Consider the following 17,399-nt stretch of genomic DNA (forward strand, 5'->3'; position numbering starts at 1 on the left):
AAGGTGGAAGTTTGACTGAGTTCGAGCAGGGTTTCATTTTGACCCGACATTGGCGGGACACGCCCGCCGGCACGGAAATCGAGTTCTGGCTGGCCACGCACAGCGGGCCGCGCCACATCCGTCTGCGCCCTCAGCCGTCCGTCGCCTTCATTCCGGCCGAACATCGCGAACGCGCCGAAACGATCCTGCGCCGCGACGCGCCGCTCGATCTGCGTTCGCTCGAATTGCGCGACTTCCAGCATCGGCCGGTCAGCGGGCTTTACTGTGCGCAATACCGGCAATTGAAGGGCTTCGAGAAGCGCCTTAGAGAAAGCGGTGTCGATGTCTACGAAGCCGATATCCAGCCGCCCGAGCGCTACATGATGGAGCGCTTCATCACCGCGCCGGTGTGGTTCAGCGGCGTGCCGCGGCAGAATGGTCCGGGGCTCGATGGCCCCTGGCTCGACAGCGAACTCAAACCGTCCAACGACTATCGTCCGCCGTTGAAGCTCGTGTCGCTCGACATCGAAACGAGCGCGCATGCCGAGCTATATTCGATCGCGCTCGAAGGCTGCGGCGAGCGGCAGGTGTATATGCTTGGGCCGCCGAATGGCAACCTCGGCAACATCGGCAACGTCACCGACGCCATCGACTTCAAGCTCGAATACTGCGAAACCCGCGCACAGCTGCTCGAAAAGCTGATCGAGTGGATGGAGCGGCACGATCCCGATGCGATCATCGGCTGGAACCTCGTGCAGTTCGACCTGAAGGTACTGCAACAACATGCCGGGCAGTATCGCGTGCCGCTGCGCATCGGACGAGGCGGCGCGGTGATGGAGTGGCGCGAACACGGCGTCACGCGCAATCACTTTTTCGCGGGCGTGGCGGGTCGTTGGGTCATCGACGGCATCGAGGCATTGCGTTCGGCGACGTGGAGCTTCCCGTCGTTCAGCCTCGAATACGTATCGCGCTCGGTGCTGGGCGAAGGCAAAGCGATCGACAATCCGTATCAGCGCATGGACGAAATCCAGCGCCGCTTCGACCAAGACAAGCCCGCGCTCGCGCGTTACAACCTGAAGGACTGCGAGCTCGTCACACGTATCTTCGCGAAGACCGAGTTGCTGCCGTTCCTGCTCGAACGCGCGACCGTGACCGGCCTGCCCGCCGATCGCAGCGGCGGCTCGGTCGCGGCGTTCACGCACCTGTACATGCCGCGCATGCATCGGCAGGGCTATGTCGCGCCGAATCTCGGCGACGTGGCCGGCGCCGCGAGCCCCGGCGGCTTCGTGATGGATTCGCGACCCGGGCTCTACGACTCGGTGCTCGTGCTCGACTACAAGAGCCTGTATCCGTCGATCATCCGCACGTTTCTGATCGACCCGCTCGGTCTGGTCGAAGGCATGCTGCATCCCGACGACGCGAGCTCGGTGCCGGGCTTTCTCGGCGCGCGCTTTTCACGCACGCGTCACTGCTTACCGTCGATCGTCGCGCAGGTGTGGCAGGCACGCGAAGCGGCCAAGCGCGAGCACAACAAGCCGCTGTCGCAGGCGCTGAAGATCATCATGAACGCGTTCTATGGCGTGCTAGGCTCGACCGGTTGCCGCTTCTTCGATCCGCGGCTTGCGTCGTCGATCACGATGCGCGGCCACGAGATCATGCACACGACACGCGAGCTGATCGAGGCGCAAGGCTACGAAGTGATTTACGGCGACACCGATTCGACCTTCGTCTGGCTCAGGCACGCGCATGACGAGGAAGACGCCGCGCGCATCGGCCGCGCGCTCGTCGAACATATCAACGCGGCGTGGCGGCAGAAGCTGCAGGCGCGCTTCGGTATCGACAGTGCGTTGGAACTGCAATTCGAGCGGCACTATCGGCGCTTTTTCATGCCGACGGTGCGCGGTGCCGAGGAAGGCAGCAAGAAACGCTACGCAGGACTTATGGTATTGCCGGACGGCCGCGAGGACGTGGTCTACAAAGGGCTCGAAACCGTGCGCACCGATTGGACGCCGCTTGCGCAGCAGTTTCAGCAGGAACTGTATCGGCGCATCTTCAAGCAGCAGCCGTATCAGGATTACGTGCGCGACTATGTGCGCGATACGCTCGCCGGCCGGCTCGACGATCAGCTCGTCTATCGCAAGCAGTTGCGCAGACCGATCGACGCTTACGAGCGCAACGTGCCACCGCATGTGCGCGCGGCACGCGTCGCCGATGAATTCAATCGCCAGCAGGGACGTCCGCTGCAATATCAGAACGGCGGCTGGATCAGCTACGTGATGACGGTGGCCGGCCCCGAGCCGCTCGAAACGCTGCGCTCGGCGATCGACTACGAGCACTATCTGACGCGGCAATTGCAGCCGGTTGCCGACGCGATTCTGCCGTTGCTACGCGACGATTTCACGACGCTGATGTCGGGGCAGAAGCAGTTGTTCTGATCGGGGCGGCGAACGCGCGGCTGCGAGCATGGACGAATTGCCTACTTCACCATGGACGGCGGCTCGGCCTCTTCATCGGAGTGCGTGTTATGCACAGCAAAGGTGCGGCAGGGCGAGTTGCCGCGGGTCGCGTATCGCATGCTCCGCGCTCTCGAGGCCGGCGTAAATCGACGGCGCAATGTAACTGTGCCGCTACATCGGGGATGGCTAAAAATGTCAATCAGACACCGGTAATCCGTGATTAAAGGCGGAAAAAAACTAATCCCTGGTTTTGATTTGCAACCCTATCAACAGAGTTAGAGCGCCATCATAATTTGAAGTATTCTAATTTCTTCGGTTGTTCGCGCAATTGGCGGGATTTGCATTGTTGCTTGACCTAACCCTTTATTGTCCTATAGTGCCATTTGATCCGCCTCAGAAATATTGTGGGGGCGTGTGTGTGATATCCCTGAATCTGTAGCCCCAACGATCTGCAACGACAGGAGAAGATGCATGAAAGCAATCCACGCCGTCAAACTGGTCGGTACCGCCCTTCTGATTTCGGGTTCGATTCACGCCTATGCGCAGGCGAGCAACGCTAACGCCCCTGCGTCTGCCCCGACCACGACGCCCGAAGCCCGATCGCATTACAAGTCAATGAAAGCAGCGAACCGGGCGCTACAGCGTCAGGTTCGAAATGCGCTGGTGAAAGATAGGAACATCTCCACGGCCAATATCACAGTTCGCGCCCGCGATGGTGCTGTCACGCTGCAGGGCAGCGTACCGCTTCAGGCAGAAAGCGACCGGGCAACCGAGGTGGCGAAAGGGGTGCCTGGCGTAACTTCGGTCAGGAACGCGCTGTCGATCCGTCCTGTGGGCACCTGAAGCAGTCCTGGACCCCGCTTTGCAGGAAGGCCGGCGCTCTGACCGTGCATTCCATTGAGGGCATAGCCAATGCAGCACATGGCGGCGGGCCGGCTCGACAGCCGGCCTTCGCTAGGTGGATATCTTCTCGAGTTCGAGCCCTTTCGTCTTCGGCCCCATCAAGCCAATCGCCAGCATCACGATCAGCATCGCGCCCGCGATGAACACGAACACGCCGGTCGTGCCAAAGTAGCGCAACACGGCCGCGATCAGAAAGGCCGTGAAAATCGCGGAAAAGCGGCTCCACGAGTAGACGAAGCCGACCGCGCGCGCCCGGATGCTGGTCGGAAACAGTTCGGTCTGGTACGCGTGATAACTGTACGAAATGATGTTGCCGGCCAGCGTCAGGCACACTCCGAGGCTCACGAGGAGCACCGCACCCGATACCTGACTGAACCACAACCCGCACACGATATTGACGCCGGCCATCACGACGATCACCGTCTTGCGCTCGAAGCGGTCGCCGATAAACAGCCCGATGATCGGACCGAGCGGCGCGGCCAATGCGATCACGCTCGAATACATCAGGCTCGTCGTGATCGTGATGCCCTGCTTGATCAGCAGCGTCGGCACCCAGTTCGCGAAGCCATAGAAGCCGACCGTCTGGAAGATGTTGAAGATCGTCATCATCAGCGTGCGGCTGCGGTACGGCGGCACCCACATGTCGCGGAAGCTGCCGCGCGGTGGGATCGGCACCGGCGGCGCCGGCGGCGGCAACTCGCGGCCATATTCGTGACGTACCTTCGCCTCGAGCGCGTTCATCACGCGGTCGGCTTCGGCGAGACGTCCTTGCTGCGCGAGCCAGCGCGGGCTTTCCGGCAACGCGCGGCGAATCCACCAGACGAATAGCGCGCCATGCGCGCCGATCAGCACGACCCAGCGCCAGCCGTCCAGACCGAACAGCGTGCGCGGCACCAGCAGAAACGATAGAAACGCGACCACCGGCACGGCCGTGAAGCCGACCGCCTGCTCGCACGCGAACGCGCGGCCGCGGATCTGCTTCGGCACCAGCTCGGAGATGTACGTGCCGATCGTCACCAGTTCGACGCCGATGCCGACACCGGCGACGAAGCGCCAGAAATTAAGGCCCGTCGCGGTCTCCTGAAACGCCATCACGAGGTTCGCCGCGGTGTACCACAGCAGCGACCAGGTGAACACCGCGCGCCGCCCGAAGCGATCCGCGAGGAAACCGCACGCGATCGTGCCGATAAACAGGCCGCCAAACAGCGCGGCGATGAAACTCGCGACGCCGGTCGAGCCGAACAGGCCATGCGTGGTCGCGGTCAACATGCCGCTTTTCACGAGGCCCGGCGCGATATAGCCGGAGTACAGCAGGTCGTAGAGTTCGAAGAAGAAGCCGAGGCTCAGCAGCACCACCAGCTTCCAGACGGAGCGCGTGGCGGGCAAGCGGTCGAGGCGCGCCGAAATGCTGCCGGCGTCGAGCGATGCGTGGCCCGTCACCTGCGCGGGCGCGCCGCGCTCGGCGCTGCCGGCCGCGTCAGTGGAATGCGCCACGGTACCGCCGCTGCGCGCGACGGACCCCGCGGGATCGGGGAATGCCATGTTGTCTGTCTCCTTCTGTTGCGACTGCTTTTACGGCAGGGCTGATCGCTTACCGCGGCCGGTTCGATGCCGGCCTTGCGTCTTGTCGCGCGTCGCACGCGCCGCGATGGGTCGGCCGGAGTCCGGCCAGCATTCTAGCCGTGCCCGCGTTGCAATTGTTCGAACGTGGTGATTTTTCCGGCCAGCGCGCTCGCCGCGACCGTGTACGGGCTCGCGAGCCAGACGTCGCCTGGTCCCGAACGGCCGGGGAAATTGCGGTTGATCGCGCTGATCGTCACGTCGTTCGGGTTGGCCGATTGTCCCGGTCCGCAGTTTGCGCACGAGCCGCAGCCAGGCATCACGAGCGTCACGCCCGCGCGCTCGAACACCGGCAGATAGCCCTGCTCCTCGCAATACGCGCGCACCGCCATCGTCCCGAATTGCAGATACAAACGCGTGCGCTCGGGCACCCGTAGGCCGTGCTCGACGCCCCAACGCAGCACCTCGTGATAGAAATCGAAGTCCTCGCGCTTGCCCGCGGTGCACGAGCCGCCGTACGCGATATCGATCGCGACGTCCTGTTCGAGCCGCGTCGCCGGCACGCCATTGCCGGGGTCGCCCGGACGCGCGAGCATCGGTTCGATCGCGTTCGCATCGATATGGATCGTGTCGCGATAGGTCGCGTCCGCGTCGCTTTTCATCCAGCCTTCCAGCACGAAATCGACGCCGCGCCGCTCCTTCAGGAACGCGACCGTGCGCTCGTCCGGTTCGACGATGCCGGTAAAGCCGCCGAGTTCCGCGACCATGTTGGTCAGCGTCGCACGTTCGTCGATCGACATCGCGCGCACCGCCGCGCCGCCGTATTCGAACACGAGGCCGATCGCGCCGCCCGAGCGAATCGCCTCCATCCGCAGCAGATGCAGCACGACGTCCTTTGCGGTCACGCCGTCGCGCAACTGGCCGTCGATCTCGATGCGCAGCGTCTCCGGCACTTTGCAGCGCACGTAGCCCGTGACCCAGCTATTGGCGATTTCGGTCGCGCCCGCGCCAAATGCGAGGCAGCCGAGCGCGCCCGAATGCGGCGTGTGCGAATCGGTACCGCATGCTACCTGGCCCGGCAGCGCGTATTGCTCGGCCATCAACGCATGACAGATGCCCTCGGAGCCGGGCACACCATCGAGCGCGCCGTGCGAGCGCACCGGGTAGCCGCGCGAAAACGACGTGTGGCCTTCCATCAGATTCGCGACGCCCGGCAACAGACCGTCGCGCACGTGAGGGATGCTCTGCGGCGCGAGCACCAGATGATCCTGGAACGCGATGATGTGATCCGGCGCATGCAGCGGCGCGGGCTTGCCGAACGCCCGATGCATCAGATGCGCGCACATGCCGGTGAAATAGTCGTGGCTGAAGCGCCAGTCGGCGGCGATGAACACGCCGTCGCCGCGCTGCGCGCTCGCGGTGCCCGGATGCAGATGACGGTCGATGATCTTCTCGACCAGCGTTTTCGGCTCGGCGCCCGGCGCCTCGTTCGGGGCATCGCTCGCGCGCTCGCCCGGCGCGGGCCACTCCGCAAACCGGCTATACGCGAGCAGCCCGCCGCTGCGGATGATCTGCTGCGTGAGCGAGTCGCGGCCTTTGAGGAATTCGTCGATCGGCACCGCTTCGCCTGCGAGCAAGCGATCGAGCACGGAAAAATCGGTCGTGGTCAGAATGCCGATGTTGTCGCAGTTCTGCTGATAGATACGCTCGAAGCTCTCGGCAACGATCAGGCGAATACCTGCGGACAACTCCGCGAGCGGGCTCGATTCGCGCGAGGAGCCCTTGCCGTAGCGCTTGCCGGCCACCGTCACGCGAAAGCCGCCGTCCTTCACCGCATTGCGGCCGATCGGCAGACGCTCGCCGGCCTTGAAGCCGACGTACGGGTACTGGCCGAGGCGCTCGTCGTAGGTGAGCATTACGGTGACGGGCGTGATCTCGTCCGTCGACACGTTGTCGCGCAACGGCCCCGCCGTGTCGCGAGTGAAGTTTTCGCCGGCCAGTTGCGCCGCGATCACGGCCGGGTCTTGCGACAGGTACAGCACGCGGCCGTCCAAACGAATCGTATCGCTCATCACTGCGTTCTCCTTGCGCTCACTATACGGTGCGCAAGGCGGATGCCGAAGTGCCGGTGCGGCAACGCTGCCGTCTCGTTTCGCGAATGCTCGATGGCGGAGCGGTGGCGCGCAGTGCGGGTGGTGGAATCGTCTAAGGCGGATTGCCGAGGAACGACACCAGCGCGGCCGCGCTCGCGCTCAACTGCTCGCGCGCCTTGAAGATGATGATCAGATGACGCTCCGCCCACGCATCGGCAAGCGGCAGCAGCCGCACGTCGAGCGTGTTCACGTAGAGCAGGCCGACCGGCTCGGGCACGATCGCGATGCCGAGCCCCGCATGCACCATCCGGCACAGCGCATCGAGACTGCTCACGCGCATGCGCACCTCGAGCTGCCGCCCCGCGCTCGCCGCCTGCTGCGCGAGCAAACGTGTGAGCGCGCTTTCGCTGCGCAAGCCGACGAAGCTGTCGTGCAACAGATCGTCGAAGTTCACCCGCGCCGCGCTGGCGAGCCGATGCCCACCCGGCACGAGCACCGCGAGCCGGTCCTGGCGGTACGGCACCTGCTCGAACGCCTCGCTGCCAGCAACCGGATTGCAGATGCCGAAGTCCGCGCCGTGTTCGTCGACGATACGCAGCACGTCCGCGCTGTTTTCTTCTTCGAGTTCGATCGCTACATCCGGGAACGCGCGGCCGAACGCGGCCACGTCTTCAGGCAGAAACTGCACGATCGACGACAGATTCGCGACCACCCTCACGCGCCCTTTGACGCCCGTCGAAAAGCGCGACAACTCCGCGCTCATCTGCTCGATATTGCCGATGATCGCGAGCGCGTAGCGCAGCACGGTCTCGCCGACCGGCGTCACGGTAATGCCGCGCGACTGCCGCTGAATCACCGGCAGGCCGATCAGCGCCTCGATCTCGGCGATGCGCCGGCTCACCGCCGACGACGCGATGAACTCGCGCTGCGCCGCGCGCGCGATATTGCGCTCCTGGCAAACGGCGACGAACAGACGCAGCGAAGTCAGATCGAGTTTCTTGAGCAGGTTTTCCATGGGACGAGGCGACGGATCTCACGACAATGGCGGCAGATCGCTGGAATCGTGGCCGTTATCGTCTCACGGCACGCGGTGTTGCGCCATTGCGCCGACAGCGGCCCTCACAGCGCATCATGAAAGATGATGCCGACCGTATGCCGATGTCCCGAGCGCAGGCGGCTCACGCCGTGCCGCAGATTCACGCGATACGGCCCGCGCGTACCCTGCACGGGCCGGCTGTTCACGGCGAACACGACCGCGTCGCCCTTCGCGAGCGGCACGACTTCGGCACGCGACTGCATGCGCGGACGCTGCTCGGTCATCACGAACTCGCCGCCTGTGAAGTCGCGCCCCGGCTCCGACAGCAGTACCGCAACCTGCAGCGGGAACACGTGTTCGCCGTACAGATCCTGATGCAGGCAGTTGAAATCGCCCTCGCCGTATTGCAGGATCAGCGGCGTCGGACGCACCTGGCCGGCGTCATGGCAGCGTCGAATGAAATCCGCATGTTTCGGCGGATAGCGCACGTCGATGCCCATCGCCATGTTCCAGCGGTTCGCGACCGGCACGAGGTGCGGATAAAGGGCACCGCGCAAGCCGCCGACGAGCGACGGCAGCGGATACGCAAAGTACTTGTATTCGCCGCGACCGAAGCCGTGGCGCGCCATGACGACGCGGCTGCGATAAAGCGCGTCGCGTGTATAGAGCGCGCTCAGCGCGTCGCATTCGCGGGGCGTCAACAGTTGCGGCACGGCGGCGCAGCCGTACTGATCGAGATCGTGTTCGATCCGCGGCCAGTCGAGTGCGTCGACGCGGTGGTCGATCGTTTGGGTGGGAGCGATTGCGTTCATCGTCGATGAGTGGGCGGCGCGGGCTCGTCGCCCCGCGCCATCAAGGTAGGTAGCTCGATGAACTTAGTGTACGAGTGTGGTGGCGGGAAAACACTCCGGGTCTTGCGGTCAAATTCAGCCGCACTGCACGGACGGACGATTCACGCTACGCTGTCGGTTTCGTTGCGGCCGCACTTGCCGCCGCCGCATCGCAGTTCATTCCGCCAGGACAACCATGAAACAGCAGCTCACCATCGATTTTGTTTCCGACATCGCCTGCCCGTGGTGCGCGATCGGCCTGTCGTCGCTGCAGCTCGCGCTCGCGCGGCTTCAGGACAAAATCGACGCGCGTATCGTCGTGCATCCATTCGAACTGAATCCGCAGATGGCACCGGACGGCGAAGACATCGTCGAGTATCTCGGCAAGAAATACGGCCGCACGGCCGAGCAGATCGCCGAAACGCAGGCGATGATCCGCGAACGCGGCGCGAGCGTCGGCTTCGATTTCGGTCCGCGCATCCGCACCTACAACACGTTCGACGCGCACCGCCTGCTGCATTGGGCCGGCCTGAAGGGCCACCAGTTGCCACTGAAGCTCGCGCTATTGCGCGCGTATCATGCCGACGGCAAGAATCCGGGCAACCATGACGTGCTGGTCGAAGCGGCCCAGTCGGTAGGACTCGACGCCAACGAAGCGCGCGACGTGCTGACGAGCGGCGCGTATGCCGATGAAGTGCGCGAAGCGGAAAAGAACAATCAGGAAATGGGCATTCAATCGGTGCCGTCGATCATTTTCAACCGCCGCTATCTGGTGACCGGCGGCCAGCCGGTCGAGCAATTCGTGCAGGTGATCGAGGAGATCGTGGCGAAAGAGACAGCGTAAGGTTCATCGTCGAAGCGAAGCGCAATGGACGGCCCATTCTGAGCACCTGGCTCAAGCACGCACTCGCGAATGCTTGCGTGTTGTCTCTTCAACACATCTGAGCAAAGATAGCCTGGGTCCATTGTCCAAGCCGTCCCGGCTGCTTGCAACAGGTCTTTCTTATCCCACTGCACGCGCCTTAAAGCCGCTTACAGATAGCTGCAAACGTAGTCCAGCGTTTCAACCACATCGATATCGAAGCGGCTCTTGCCAGGCACCGAGAACGATTCGCCCGCGCCATAGGTCTTCCACTCATTGCTGCCGTCGAGACGGATGCGGCATTTGCCCGCCTGCACTTCCATCAGCTCCGGCGCGTCGGTACCGAAGTTCAGCGTGCCGGGCAGGATCACGCCGAGCGTCTTGCGCGCGCCGTCGGCGAACAGCACGGTGTGCGACACGCACTTGCCGTCGAAGTACACGTTGGCTCGTTTGACAACAGAAACCTGGTCGAATTGCGTTGCAGCCGTCATGGCGGTCTTCCTCTGGATCATCGTGAAGGGATGCGTTGCGGCCCGGTGGGCGCGGCAGACGGCGCGCGATCCGCGCAAGCCGCCCGCGCAGGGCCCCTGCCGGGCGCGAGCCCGCCATCATACATGGCTATTGATGGCGCCAATACGGTAAAGTCTGCCAGAACGATATCGACACCTACACAGACTCATTCGACCCATGCGTTCTCCCGCTCCTTCCGCCGGCGCCGTATTGTTGTTGATCGATCTGCAACGCGCGATCGATCATCCGAGCTGGGGCGAGCGCAACAATCCCGCAGCCGAGACGCAGGTGAGCCGCTTGCTCGCGCATTGGCGTAGCCGAGGCTGGCCGGTGTGGCATGTGCGGCACGACTCGACGGAGCCTGGGTCGCACTATCGGCCGGGTCAGGCGGGACACGAATTCAAGGCGTCCAACGTGCCGTTGCCCGACGAACCGGTGATTGCGAAACGCACGAATAACGCGTTCATCGGCACGGGACTCGAAGACCGCCTGCGCGCCGCCGGCCACACGACGCTGGTCGTGGCGGGTGTCATCACCAACAACTCGGTCGAGGCCACGGTGCGGATGGCCGGCAACCTCGGTTTCGATACCTATCTAGTGGCCGACGGCTGTTTCACTTTTGCACGGACCGACTGGAACGGAACGCCGCGCAGCGCCGACGACATTCACGCGATGTCACTGGCCAACCTCGATCAAGAGTACTGCACGGTCGTCACGACGGACGCGCTATTGGGCAACGGGCAAGCGCAATAGCCGCAACGTCGATCTGCTGCGCGGCGAGCGACAATCAGGTGGTACAGGAGGACTTGTGAGAAAAGACAGCGCGAGCACCCTAATTGGCGCCATTGCCGCGGCAGCAATTGCGATCGGCACTGCGACCTGTGCGAATGCGCAAACCAGTGGCGGCATGCCGAACGATGCTTCCGCGCAAAGCCAATCCATCGCGGCATCGCCGGCTCGCAACAGACCCGATAGCGAGCTTGCGCGCGACGTGCGGCGCGCGCTCGCACGCACACCGAACCTGCATTCAACGTCGATTCACGTGCAGGCGCGCCGCGGTATCGTGACGCTGACCGGTTGGGTACCGCAGCGCGCTCAGGTGCAACGCGCGGGCAGTGTCGCGAGATCGGTGCGCGGAGTCAGACAGGTGAATAACCATCTGAATGTGCGCACGAGAGGTGCCAGCGGCCACTAGCGCAAAACGAATAAAAGAAAGTACTCAGCCCGCCACGAATGCGGCGGGCTGAGTACTTTCTATCGGCCAATCAATCGATGCGTGCGAGTATTCGCCGCGGCGTTCCATTGCTGCGCAACGCCGCCACGACTCGCGCAATACCTCAACGCCACATACGATAGCTGTAGACCGGCGCGCGATACGCATACGCGCGCGGCTGCGCCCAATAGACCGGCGGACGATAAACCTGATAAGCGACAGGCGCGACCGGTTGAACCACCGTTTCCACGACCTGCGGCATTTCATCGTATTGCGCCTGCGGATAAACCGGCACGTACTGCACGGGCGGCTGAGGATAGTCCTGCCGCACGTATACCGGCTGGTTGTCGTAGACCGGCTGCATCTGCGCGTAGGCCGGCGCCTGCTGGTATTGCATTGGCGGCGGCGCGTACTGCGGCTGCTGGTACACCTGCTGATATTGCTGTTGCGGCGGCGGTTGCGGCACCTGACGCTGCGTGTATTGGACCGGCCGCGGCTTCTGAGGCTGCGGCGGAATACTCGTGTACTTCGAGTTATCGTCTTCGGGAACGCCCGGCGGCAGCGGCGGCACGTCGACCCGCGCGACGTCGGTCCTGGCGGGTTGCCGCTGACCGTGATTGTGCGAGTCGATCATTGCCTGGTAATCGGCCTGATCCTGCTTGCCGCGATTGATATAGCCATTGCGATACGCGCGGGCCACGTCCGACATCTTCGCATTCGGATCTTCTTTCATGCCGTCCGCATTGACCTTGTACTCGTTCGGACTGAGCGAGCCGGCCGGCACCTCGTCGTCGGACGCATACGCCGCTTCGGGTCCGTCGGCCCACGCTGGATAACATTGCAGCGTTAGCACCGAAGCGACCGTCGTCACCCCGAGCCCCCAAAGCGTCCTTGTTCTCACGATCCACCTCGCGGCCGATTAAGAGTATTGAAAGCCGAAATTTTTACTTGCAGGCGTGGCTATTTGTCTGCGCGTGCAATTGTTATTTTCTAGCACATTCCTTAGACGTCGGCATTATTTTTTCTTTGCAAATGAGCGGTGTAGCGCACGAGTGACACGGCGGGTCCAAAGGCGAGTCAGGAGAAACCCTGAGAGTCAGAGTTGCCGAAATGGACCGTTTGGTACGGCGGCTCCGCACGCCGCCGCGGAGCGATTCTTTTCGCCCTGAATGACGTAGTAGCAACGCGGCCTTTTAGCGCGCCATGTCGTATCAAGCGCCACGCGACAACTCGGCTTTCCCTATTGCGCGCAGTACCGTTCTCTGCTCGCGCGAAAGTCAAACGATTCGCATAAAGGGCTGTCAGCAATTCACGTTGAATACCTTCCGAAAGATTCGCGGATTACGATTTACTTTATCTTTGCACGCGGCATTCGGTTTGCTGAATACTGACATTTCCGTCCTGTCCCGGAGACAGCCCATGAAAGACACCGCCACGCCAACCGCCGCGGATCGGGTTCCACTGACCGCCGCGCCTGCATCGAGCGCCGGTGACGACGGCTCGCTGCCGCATCTGCGCGAGATTGCGTCTTTCGGGCACCAGGTGACCGGCGTCGCCGTCGCCGCGGACGGACGCATCTTCGTCAACTTCCCGCGCTGGACAGAAGACGCGCCGATCTCCGTCGGCGTACTCACGCCCGATGGCGACGTCCGTCCTTATCCCGACGATCGATGGAACGGCTGGCGCAATGCCAGGCGTGACGAGTTGAACCCGCAGGATCGCTGGGTCTGCGTGCAGGCGATGCTGTGCGATTCCCAAAACAACCTGTGGGTACTCGACCCCGGCGCGCCGGCCCAGGCGTTCGTCGTGCCGGGTGCCCCTAAACTGGTCCGCATCGATCTTGCGACGGATAGCGTCGTCGGCTGCATTGCGTTCACGCTCGAAATCGCGCCTCAGGGCAGCTATCTGAACGACGTGCGCATCAGTCCCGACGGCCGTTTCGCCTACATCACGGACTCTGGAACACGCGGCGCGATCGTGGTGGTCGATCTCGGCACCGGTCAAGCGCGCCGCGTGCTCGACGGGCATCCGTCGACGCAAACGGATCCGCGCGTCACGGTCCATGCAGGCGGCGCACCATTGCGGCGTCCCGATGGACGCGGCGTCGAATTTGCGGCCGACGGCATCGCGCTCACTCGCGATGGACTGTATGTGTACTGGCAGGCGGTGAAGGGCAAAACGCTTTACCGCGTGCCCACCGAAGCGCTTCGCGATACCACGCTCGCGACCGATGAAGTCGGCAACCGCGTCGAGAAAGTGCTCGAGCATCGCCCCGCCGACGGGCTGCACATCGACCGGACGGGACGCCTGCTGATTACCGCGGTCGAAGAACACGCGGTGAAGGTATGGGACGGCGCGACATTGACGACGTTGCTGCACGAGCCCGGCCTGCGATGGCCGGATACGTTCGCGGAAGGGCCGGACGGCACGATCTACCTGACCGATTCACGCATTCCCGAGATGAACTGGTTCAAGCCGGGCCATCCCGACGCGCTGTCTTCGAGGTTGCTGATCATTGCCGACGCCGCTCCGTCAGGGGCGCCGGACACCAAACCGGGCACGCCGCCCGGCTCGCAAAGCGAAGCGGATCGGAACCGCTCACCCGACTGACGCCACACCGCAGCCGCCGTTCGTCCGCGCTGCCCGGCGCGCCGAGGCCGGGCCGGGAACGCGCCATGCTAGTGGAGGACAAGAGCTGGCGCGCGCCAGCGCGTCTGCCGTACATGCACGCGCCAAACGGCGCCAAGGGTCGAGGGATGATCGGCGAAACCTCATTCGCAACGCGCTGCCCGCCTGAAAACGGACAGCCGATGGAGAACGTCGCATGACGATCGGCTGCCCCGAATGCGGCGCGCTCGAAGACATCCCGCCGCTCACCGCCCATACCTACGCGCGTTGCCGCGCCTGTCACTTTCCGCTCGAGCGGCGTAGCGGCCGAAGCCAGACCGCGGCGCTCGCCTGCGCGAGCGCGACCTTCGTATTGCTGTTTCCGGCCAACCTCGCGCCCCTGATGTATGTCCATATGCTCGGCGTCGAACGCTCATCACTGCTGTCGTCGGGCATCGTGCAGATGTGGAACGATGGCTGGTTCATTCTCGCGGTACTGCTCGGCACCTTCGGTATCGTGCTGCCATTCATCCGCTTTGGCGGCCTCGTGATCGTCCTCGCCGCGCTGCGGCTCGGCCGGCGTACCAGAGGAATCGGCGCGCTGTTTCGCTGGACCACCTCGCTCGATGTCTGGACCATGCCCGATGTCTATCTGGTCGGCTGCTTCGTCGGTTACGCGCGCGTGACGCAGAATCTGACCGGCACGATCGCCCCCGGCGGCTACTGCTTCATCGCCGCGGCGCTGCTGTCGATGCTCACGCGCGCGTCGCTCGACCGGAGAACGGTGTGGCGCGCGATCGCCGCGGAAAACGAGTTGCCGGAACATGAAGCGCCGCTGTCCTGCACGGTTTGCGATCTGGTCGTGCCGATGTCGCAGGAGGGGCGTCCGTGCCCTCGCTGCGCACTGACGTTGCGCGCTCGCAAAACCGACGCCGTCGTGCGCGCGGCTGCGCTGTCGCTCGCCGCGCTCGTTCTGACGATCCCGGCCAACCTCTTTCCGATGACCACTTCGATGCAACTCGGGCGGACCCACTCAACCCGGATCATCGACGGCGTCTACCAGCTGTTTCACGCTGGCCTGTGGCCGCTCGGCATTCTGATCATCTGTACGAGCATCGTCATTCCGGTGGCGAAGATTCTCGGCATGGCATGGTTCGTCGTCTCCGTTCGGCGCCGTTCGCGCCGGCATCTGCGGGTCAAGGCGCATCTGTACCGCCTGATCGACGAACTCGGCCGATGGTCGTACGTCGACGTGTTCACGATCGCGGCGTTCGTGCCGCTGGTCCGGTTCGACGGCATCGCCGCGGCGAGACCCGCCATTGGCGCCACCGCGTTCGCGCTGGTCGTGTTTCTGACGATGGCCGCTTCGCGCGCATTCGACCCGCGCCTGATGTGGGACGTCCACCCGCGGAGCAAGCGATGAGCGGCACGCGTCCCCGTCGTTCGCAAGCTCAGGTGCGGCGCAGCTCTTGGCCCGGCTGGATCTGGGCGGTGCCGGTCGCAGCCTTCGCGATGGCCGGATGGCTCGGCGTTCGCGCGTTGATGCATCATGGCGAGACGGTCACGGTAACCTTCGACAACGCGTACGGCATGAAACCCGACGACACGATCGTCACGCTGCGCGGCGTGAAGGTCGGCGCCGTCTCGGAGATTACGCTCGCGCCCGATGGCCGACACGTGCAAGCCGAGCTAAAGATAGATCGCGCCGAAAAAAAGTATCTGCGCAGCGAGACCAGGTTTTTCCTGCGCGGCGCCCACGTGGATCTCAACGATCCAGCGTCGATCAAGGCAGTGCTGACCGGCCCCGAGATCGTGATGGAGCCCGGGCCCGGCGAACCGGCATCGCATTTCGACGGTGTCGATCGCCGCCCCGCGCTCGCGCCGGGGCACGGCCCGGTCGTCACCTATCTGGTGCGCTTCGAGGGCGCCGTCGGCGACCTGAAGAGTGGTGCCGATGTGCAATTGCGCGGTTTCGACGTGGGCACCGTCACCAGCGTGCGCCTGAACTACGACGCACGCACGGGCGCGCTGAGCACCCCCGTGCAGATCGCGCTGAACCCGTCGCAGCTTGGCATCGTCGGCGCGCCGCCACCGGCCAACGGGGACTGGCGCCCGCTCGTCGATGGCATGCTCACCCGCCTCGTCGCCACAGGCTTGCGCGCGCGGTTGTCGCAAGATCCGCCGCTCGTCGGCGCGGACAAGATCAACCTCGACTTCGTGCAAGGCGCGCCGGTGGCGACGCTCGCCAGCGAGGACGGCCTGCCCGTCATTCCGAGTGTCGCCGCCGCGAATCTCGACACGACGATGGCCAAGGCCAACGAGGTGATCCAGAAAATCGACGATCTTCCGATCCGGCAAACCGGCGAACAGGTCCGCAGTATCGCCGCGCATATCGACGCGCTCAGTTCCTCGCCTCAGATCAAGGACAGCCTGACGCACATCGACCACTCGGTCGCGCAGATCGATCACACGTTGCAGCAGGTCTCGCCACAGATCGGTCCGCTCGTCGCGCAATTGCGCGAGACGGCGAACGCGGCCGATCGCACCGTTGCCGCGGCGAACCGGACGCTAGGCGGCGACGCGTCGAGCCAGAACGACCTGCCTGCCGCCATGCAGGAGCTGACCGACACCGCACGCTCGATTCGGGCACTGGCCGACTATCTCGACCGCCATCCGGAGGCGCTGATCCGTGGCAGGCAGCAGGAGGCTCAATGATGACGAGGTCCACGTTCCCCGTCGGACGCGCCGTCGCGGCATCGCTCGCGACGAGCGTCAGGACGGCGGCGTTTGTCGTAACCGTCGCGGCGATGACGCTCGCCGGATGCGGACACAGCATACCGACACGCTATGTGACGTTGAACCCGATGCCCGCCGACGCGCCGCCCGCCACGGCGCCGATCCCACCGATTCAACTGACCGCCGTGCATATTCCCGCGGTGCTCGATCGGCTCGAAGTCGTCACGCTGGCTTCGCAGAACCGCCTGACGATCGACGATAGCGACCTGTGGGGCGCACCGCTCGCTCAGATGATGCGCAAAACGCTCGCCCAGGACTTGCTCACGCGGCTGCCCGCCGGATCGTTCGTCGTTCCGGATGCACCCGCGCCGCCCGGCACGCGCACGCTGGTCGTCACCGTGCTGAATGCCACGGCCGACCCGAGCGGCACGCTGACGCTGCAAGCGGAGTGGACGCTGCTGGCCGGGCACTCGGATCAGGCGACGCTGCGGCAGCAGGTGACGCTCGACTCCGCGATCAATGGACACGATGCGCTCGCGCAGGCGGCCGCGTTGAGCCGCGTTCTCGGCGATTTGGCCGACCGGATCGCGGCGGCGGTCCTCGCGCACTGACCG

Annotated in this window: 15 protein-coding genes; 9 read left to right on the forward strand and 6 right to left on the reverse strand. The window is 64.2% G+C overall.

The features are described from left to right. The first annotated feature begins 11 nt into the window (after positions 1–11). Positions 12–2,414, forward strand: a complete 2,403-nt coding sequence (locus tag OKW39_RS31785) for a DNA polymerase II (RefSeq protein WP_429564450.1) — start codon at positions 12–14, stop codon at positions 2,412–2,414. 492 nt (positions 2,415–2,906) lie between these two features. After that, positions 2,907–3,278: a BON domain-containing protein gene (locus tag OKW39_RS31790; RefSeq protein WP_184064654.1), complete on the forward strand. Its 372-nt coding sequence runs from the start codon at positions 2,907–2,909 to the stop codon at positions 3,276–3,278. Positions 3,279–3,389: 111 nt separating this feature from the next. Here the strand turns inward: OKW39_RS31790 and OKW39_RS31795 are convergent, their stop codons facing one another. The 4 genes from OKW39_RS31795 to OKW39_RS31810 all read right to left on the reverse strand — a co-directional run bounded on the left by OKW39_RS31795 (position 3,390) and on the right by OKW39_RS31810 (position 8,839). Then, a complete protein-coding gene (locus OKW39_RS31795) occupies positions 3,390–4,880 on the reverse strand; it encodes an MFS transporter (protein WP_090806839.1) in 1,491 nt (496 codons plus the stop codon). 134 nt (positions 4,881–5,014) lie between these two features. Next, the gene (locus OKW39_RS31800) at positions 5,015–6,970 is read right to left on the reverse strand and encodes an aconitase family protein (RefSeq protein WP_429564451.1); all 1,956 of its coding nucleotides are present in this window, start codon (positions 6,968–6,970) and stop codon (positions 5,015–5,017) included. A gap of 133 nt (positions 6,971–7,103) precedes the next feature. Continuing rightward, entirely contained in the window at positions 7,104–8,006 is a 903-nt protein-coding gene (locus tag OKW39_RS31805) for a LysR family transcriptional regulator (RefSeq protein WP_090806843.1), read from the reverse strand. A gap of 104 nt (positions 8,007–8,110) precedes the next feature. Then, complete coding sequence (locus OKW39_RS31810; protein ID WP_090806846.1) at positions 8,111–8,839, reverse strand: 2OG-Fe(II) oxygenase; 729 nt, start codon at positions 8,837–8,839, stop codon at positions 8,111–8,113. 214 nt (positions 8,840–9,053) lie between these two features. On the opposite strand from OKW39_RS31810, the gene OKW39_RS31815 reads away from it, so the two are divergent. Beyond that, positions 9,054–9,701: a DsbA family oxidoreductase gene (locus OKW39_RS31815; RefSeq protein WP_429564452.1), complete on the forward strand. Its 648-nt coding sequence runs from the start codon at positions 9,054–9,056 to the stop codon at positions 9,699–9,701. Between the two features lie 188 nt (positions 9,702–9,889). On the opposite strand, the gene OKW39_RS31820 is transcribed toward OKW39_RS31815, so the two are convergent. After that, positions 9,890–10,210: a pyrimidine/purine nucleoside phosphorylase gene (locus tag OKW39_RS31820; protein WP_429564453.1), complete on the reverse strand. Its 321-nt coding sequence runs from the start codon at positions 10,208–10,210 to the stop codon at positions 9,890–9,892. 229 nt (positions 10,211–10,439) lie between these two features. Between OKW39_RS31820 and OKW39_RS31825 the strand changes: the two genes are divergently transcribed. Continuing rightward, positions 10,440–10,982, forward strand: coding sequence for a cysteine hydrolase family protein (locus OKW39_RS31825; RefSeq protein ID WP_429564454.1), 543 nt, complete (start codon positions 10,440–10,442; stop codon positions 10,980–10,982). 55 nt (positions 10,983–11,037) lie between these two features. After that, positions 11,038–11,424 (forward strand): BON domain-containing protein, encoded by a 387-nt coding sequence (locus OKW39_RS31830; protein ID WP_090806852.1) that lies wholly within the window; start codon positions 11,038–11,040, stop codon positions 11,422–11,424. A 142-nt stretch (positions 11,425–11,566) separates the two neighbouring features. On the opposite strand, the gene OKW39_RS31835 is transcribed toward OKW39_RS31830, so the two are convergent. Continuing rightward, positions 11,567–12,343 (reverse strand): hypothetical protein, encoded by a 777-nt coding sequence (locus tag OKW39_RS31835; RefSeq protein WP_429564455.1) that lies wholly within the window; start codon positions 12,341–12,343, stop codon positions 11,567–11,569. Positions 12,344–12,861: 518 nt separating this feature from the next. On the opposite strand from OKW39_RS31835, the gene OKW39_RS31840 reads away from it, so the two are divergent. The 4 genes from OKW39_RS31840 (at position 12,862) to OKW39_RS31855 (ending at position 17,396) form a co-directional block, all read left to right on the forward strand. Beyond that, the gene (locus OKW39_RS31840; protein WP_429564456.1) at positions 12,862–14,052 is read left to right on the forward strand and encodes an L-dopachrome tautomerase-related protein; all 1,191 of its coding nucleotides are present in this window, start codon (positions 12,862–12,864) and stop codon (positions 14,050–14,052) included. Positions 14,053–14,266: 214 nt separating this feature from the next. Next, on the forward strand, positions 14,267–15,472 hold the full coding sequence (locus tag OKW39_RS31845; protein WP_429564457.1) for a paraquat-inducible protein A: 1,206 nt from the start codon (positions 14,267–14,269) through the stop codon (positions 15,470–15,472). Beyond that, a complete protein-coding gene (locus tag OKW39_RS31850; protein WP_429564458.1) occupies positions 15,469–16,764 on the forward strand; it encodes an MlaD family protein in 1,296 nt (431 codons plus the stop codon). The genes OKW39_RS31845 and OKW39_RS31850 overlap by 4 nt, the downstream gene beginning before the upstream one ends. Then, positions 16,761–17,396: a PqiC family protein gene (locus OKW39_RS31855; RefSeq protein ID WP_429564459.1), complete on the forward strand. Its 636-nt coding sequence runs from the start codon at positions 16,761–16,763 to the stop codon at positions 17,394–17,396. The genes OKW39_RS31850 and OKW39_RS31855 overlap by 4 nt, the downstream gene beginning before the upstream one ends. Positions 17,397–17,399 lie beyond the last annotated feature (3 nt).

Origin of the sequence: Paraburkholderia sp. MM6662-R1 (assembly GCF_050436245.1) — a bacterium.
In the GTDB taxonomy this organism is placed as follows: domain Bacteria; phylum Pseudomonadota; class Gammaproteobacteria; order Burkholderiales; family Burkholderiaceae; genus Paraburkholderia; species Paraburkholderia tuberum.

Excerpts from the sequence above, each read along its gene's own strand:
- OKW39_RS31815 (WP_429564452.1), top strand. The coding sequence starts at position 9,054 with ATGAAACAGCAGCTCACCATCGATTTTGTTTCCGACATCGCCTGCCCG.
- OKW39_RS31805 (WP_090806843.1), bottom strand. The coding sequence starts at position 8,006 with ATGGAAAACCTGCTCAAGAAACTCGATCTGACTTCGCTGCGTCTGTTC.
- OKW39_RS31845 (WP_429564457.1), top strand. The coding sequence starts at position 14,267 with ATGACGATCGGCTGCCCCGAATGCGGCGCGCTCGAAGACATCCCGCCG.
- OKW39_RS31840 (WP_429564456.1), top strand. The coding sequence starts at position 12,862 with ATGAAAGACACCGCCACGCCAACCGCCGCGGATCGGGTTCCACTGACC.
- OKW39_RS31795 (WP_090806839.1), bottom strand. The coding sequence starts at position 4,880 with ATGGCATTCCCCGATCCCGCGGGGTCCGTCGCGCGCAGCGGCGGTACC.
- OKW39_RS31820 (WP_429564453.1), bottom strand. The coding sequence starts at position 10,210 with ATGACGGCTGCAACGCAATTCGACCAGGTTTCTGTTGTCAAACGAGCC.
- OKW39_RS31800 (WP_429564451.1), bottom strand. The coding sequence starts at position 6,970 with ATGAGCGATACGATTCGTTTGGACGGCCGCGTGCTGTACCTGTCGCAA.
- OKW39_RS31790 (WP_184064654.1), top strand. The coding sequence starts at position 2,907 with ATGAAAGCAATCCACGCCGTCAAACTGGTCGGTACCGCCCTTCTGATT.
- OKW39_RS31850 (WP_429564458.1), top strand. The coding sequence starts at position 15,469 with ATGAGCGGCACGCGTCCCCGTCGTTCGCAAGCTCAGGTGCGGCGCAGC.
- OKW39_RS31855 (WP_429564459.1), top strand. The coding sequence starts at position 16,761 with ATGATGACGAGGTCCACGTTCCCCGTCGGACGCGCCGTCGCGGCATCG.
- OKW39_RS31810 (WP_090806846.1), bottom strand. The coding sequence starts at position 8,839 with ATGAACGCAATCGCTCCCACCCAAACGATCGACCACCGCGTCGACGCA.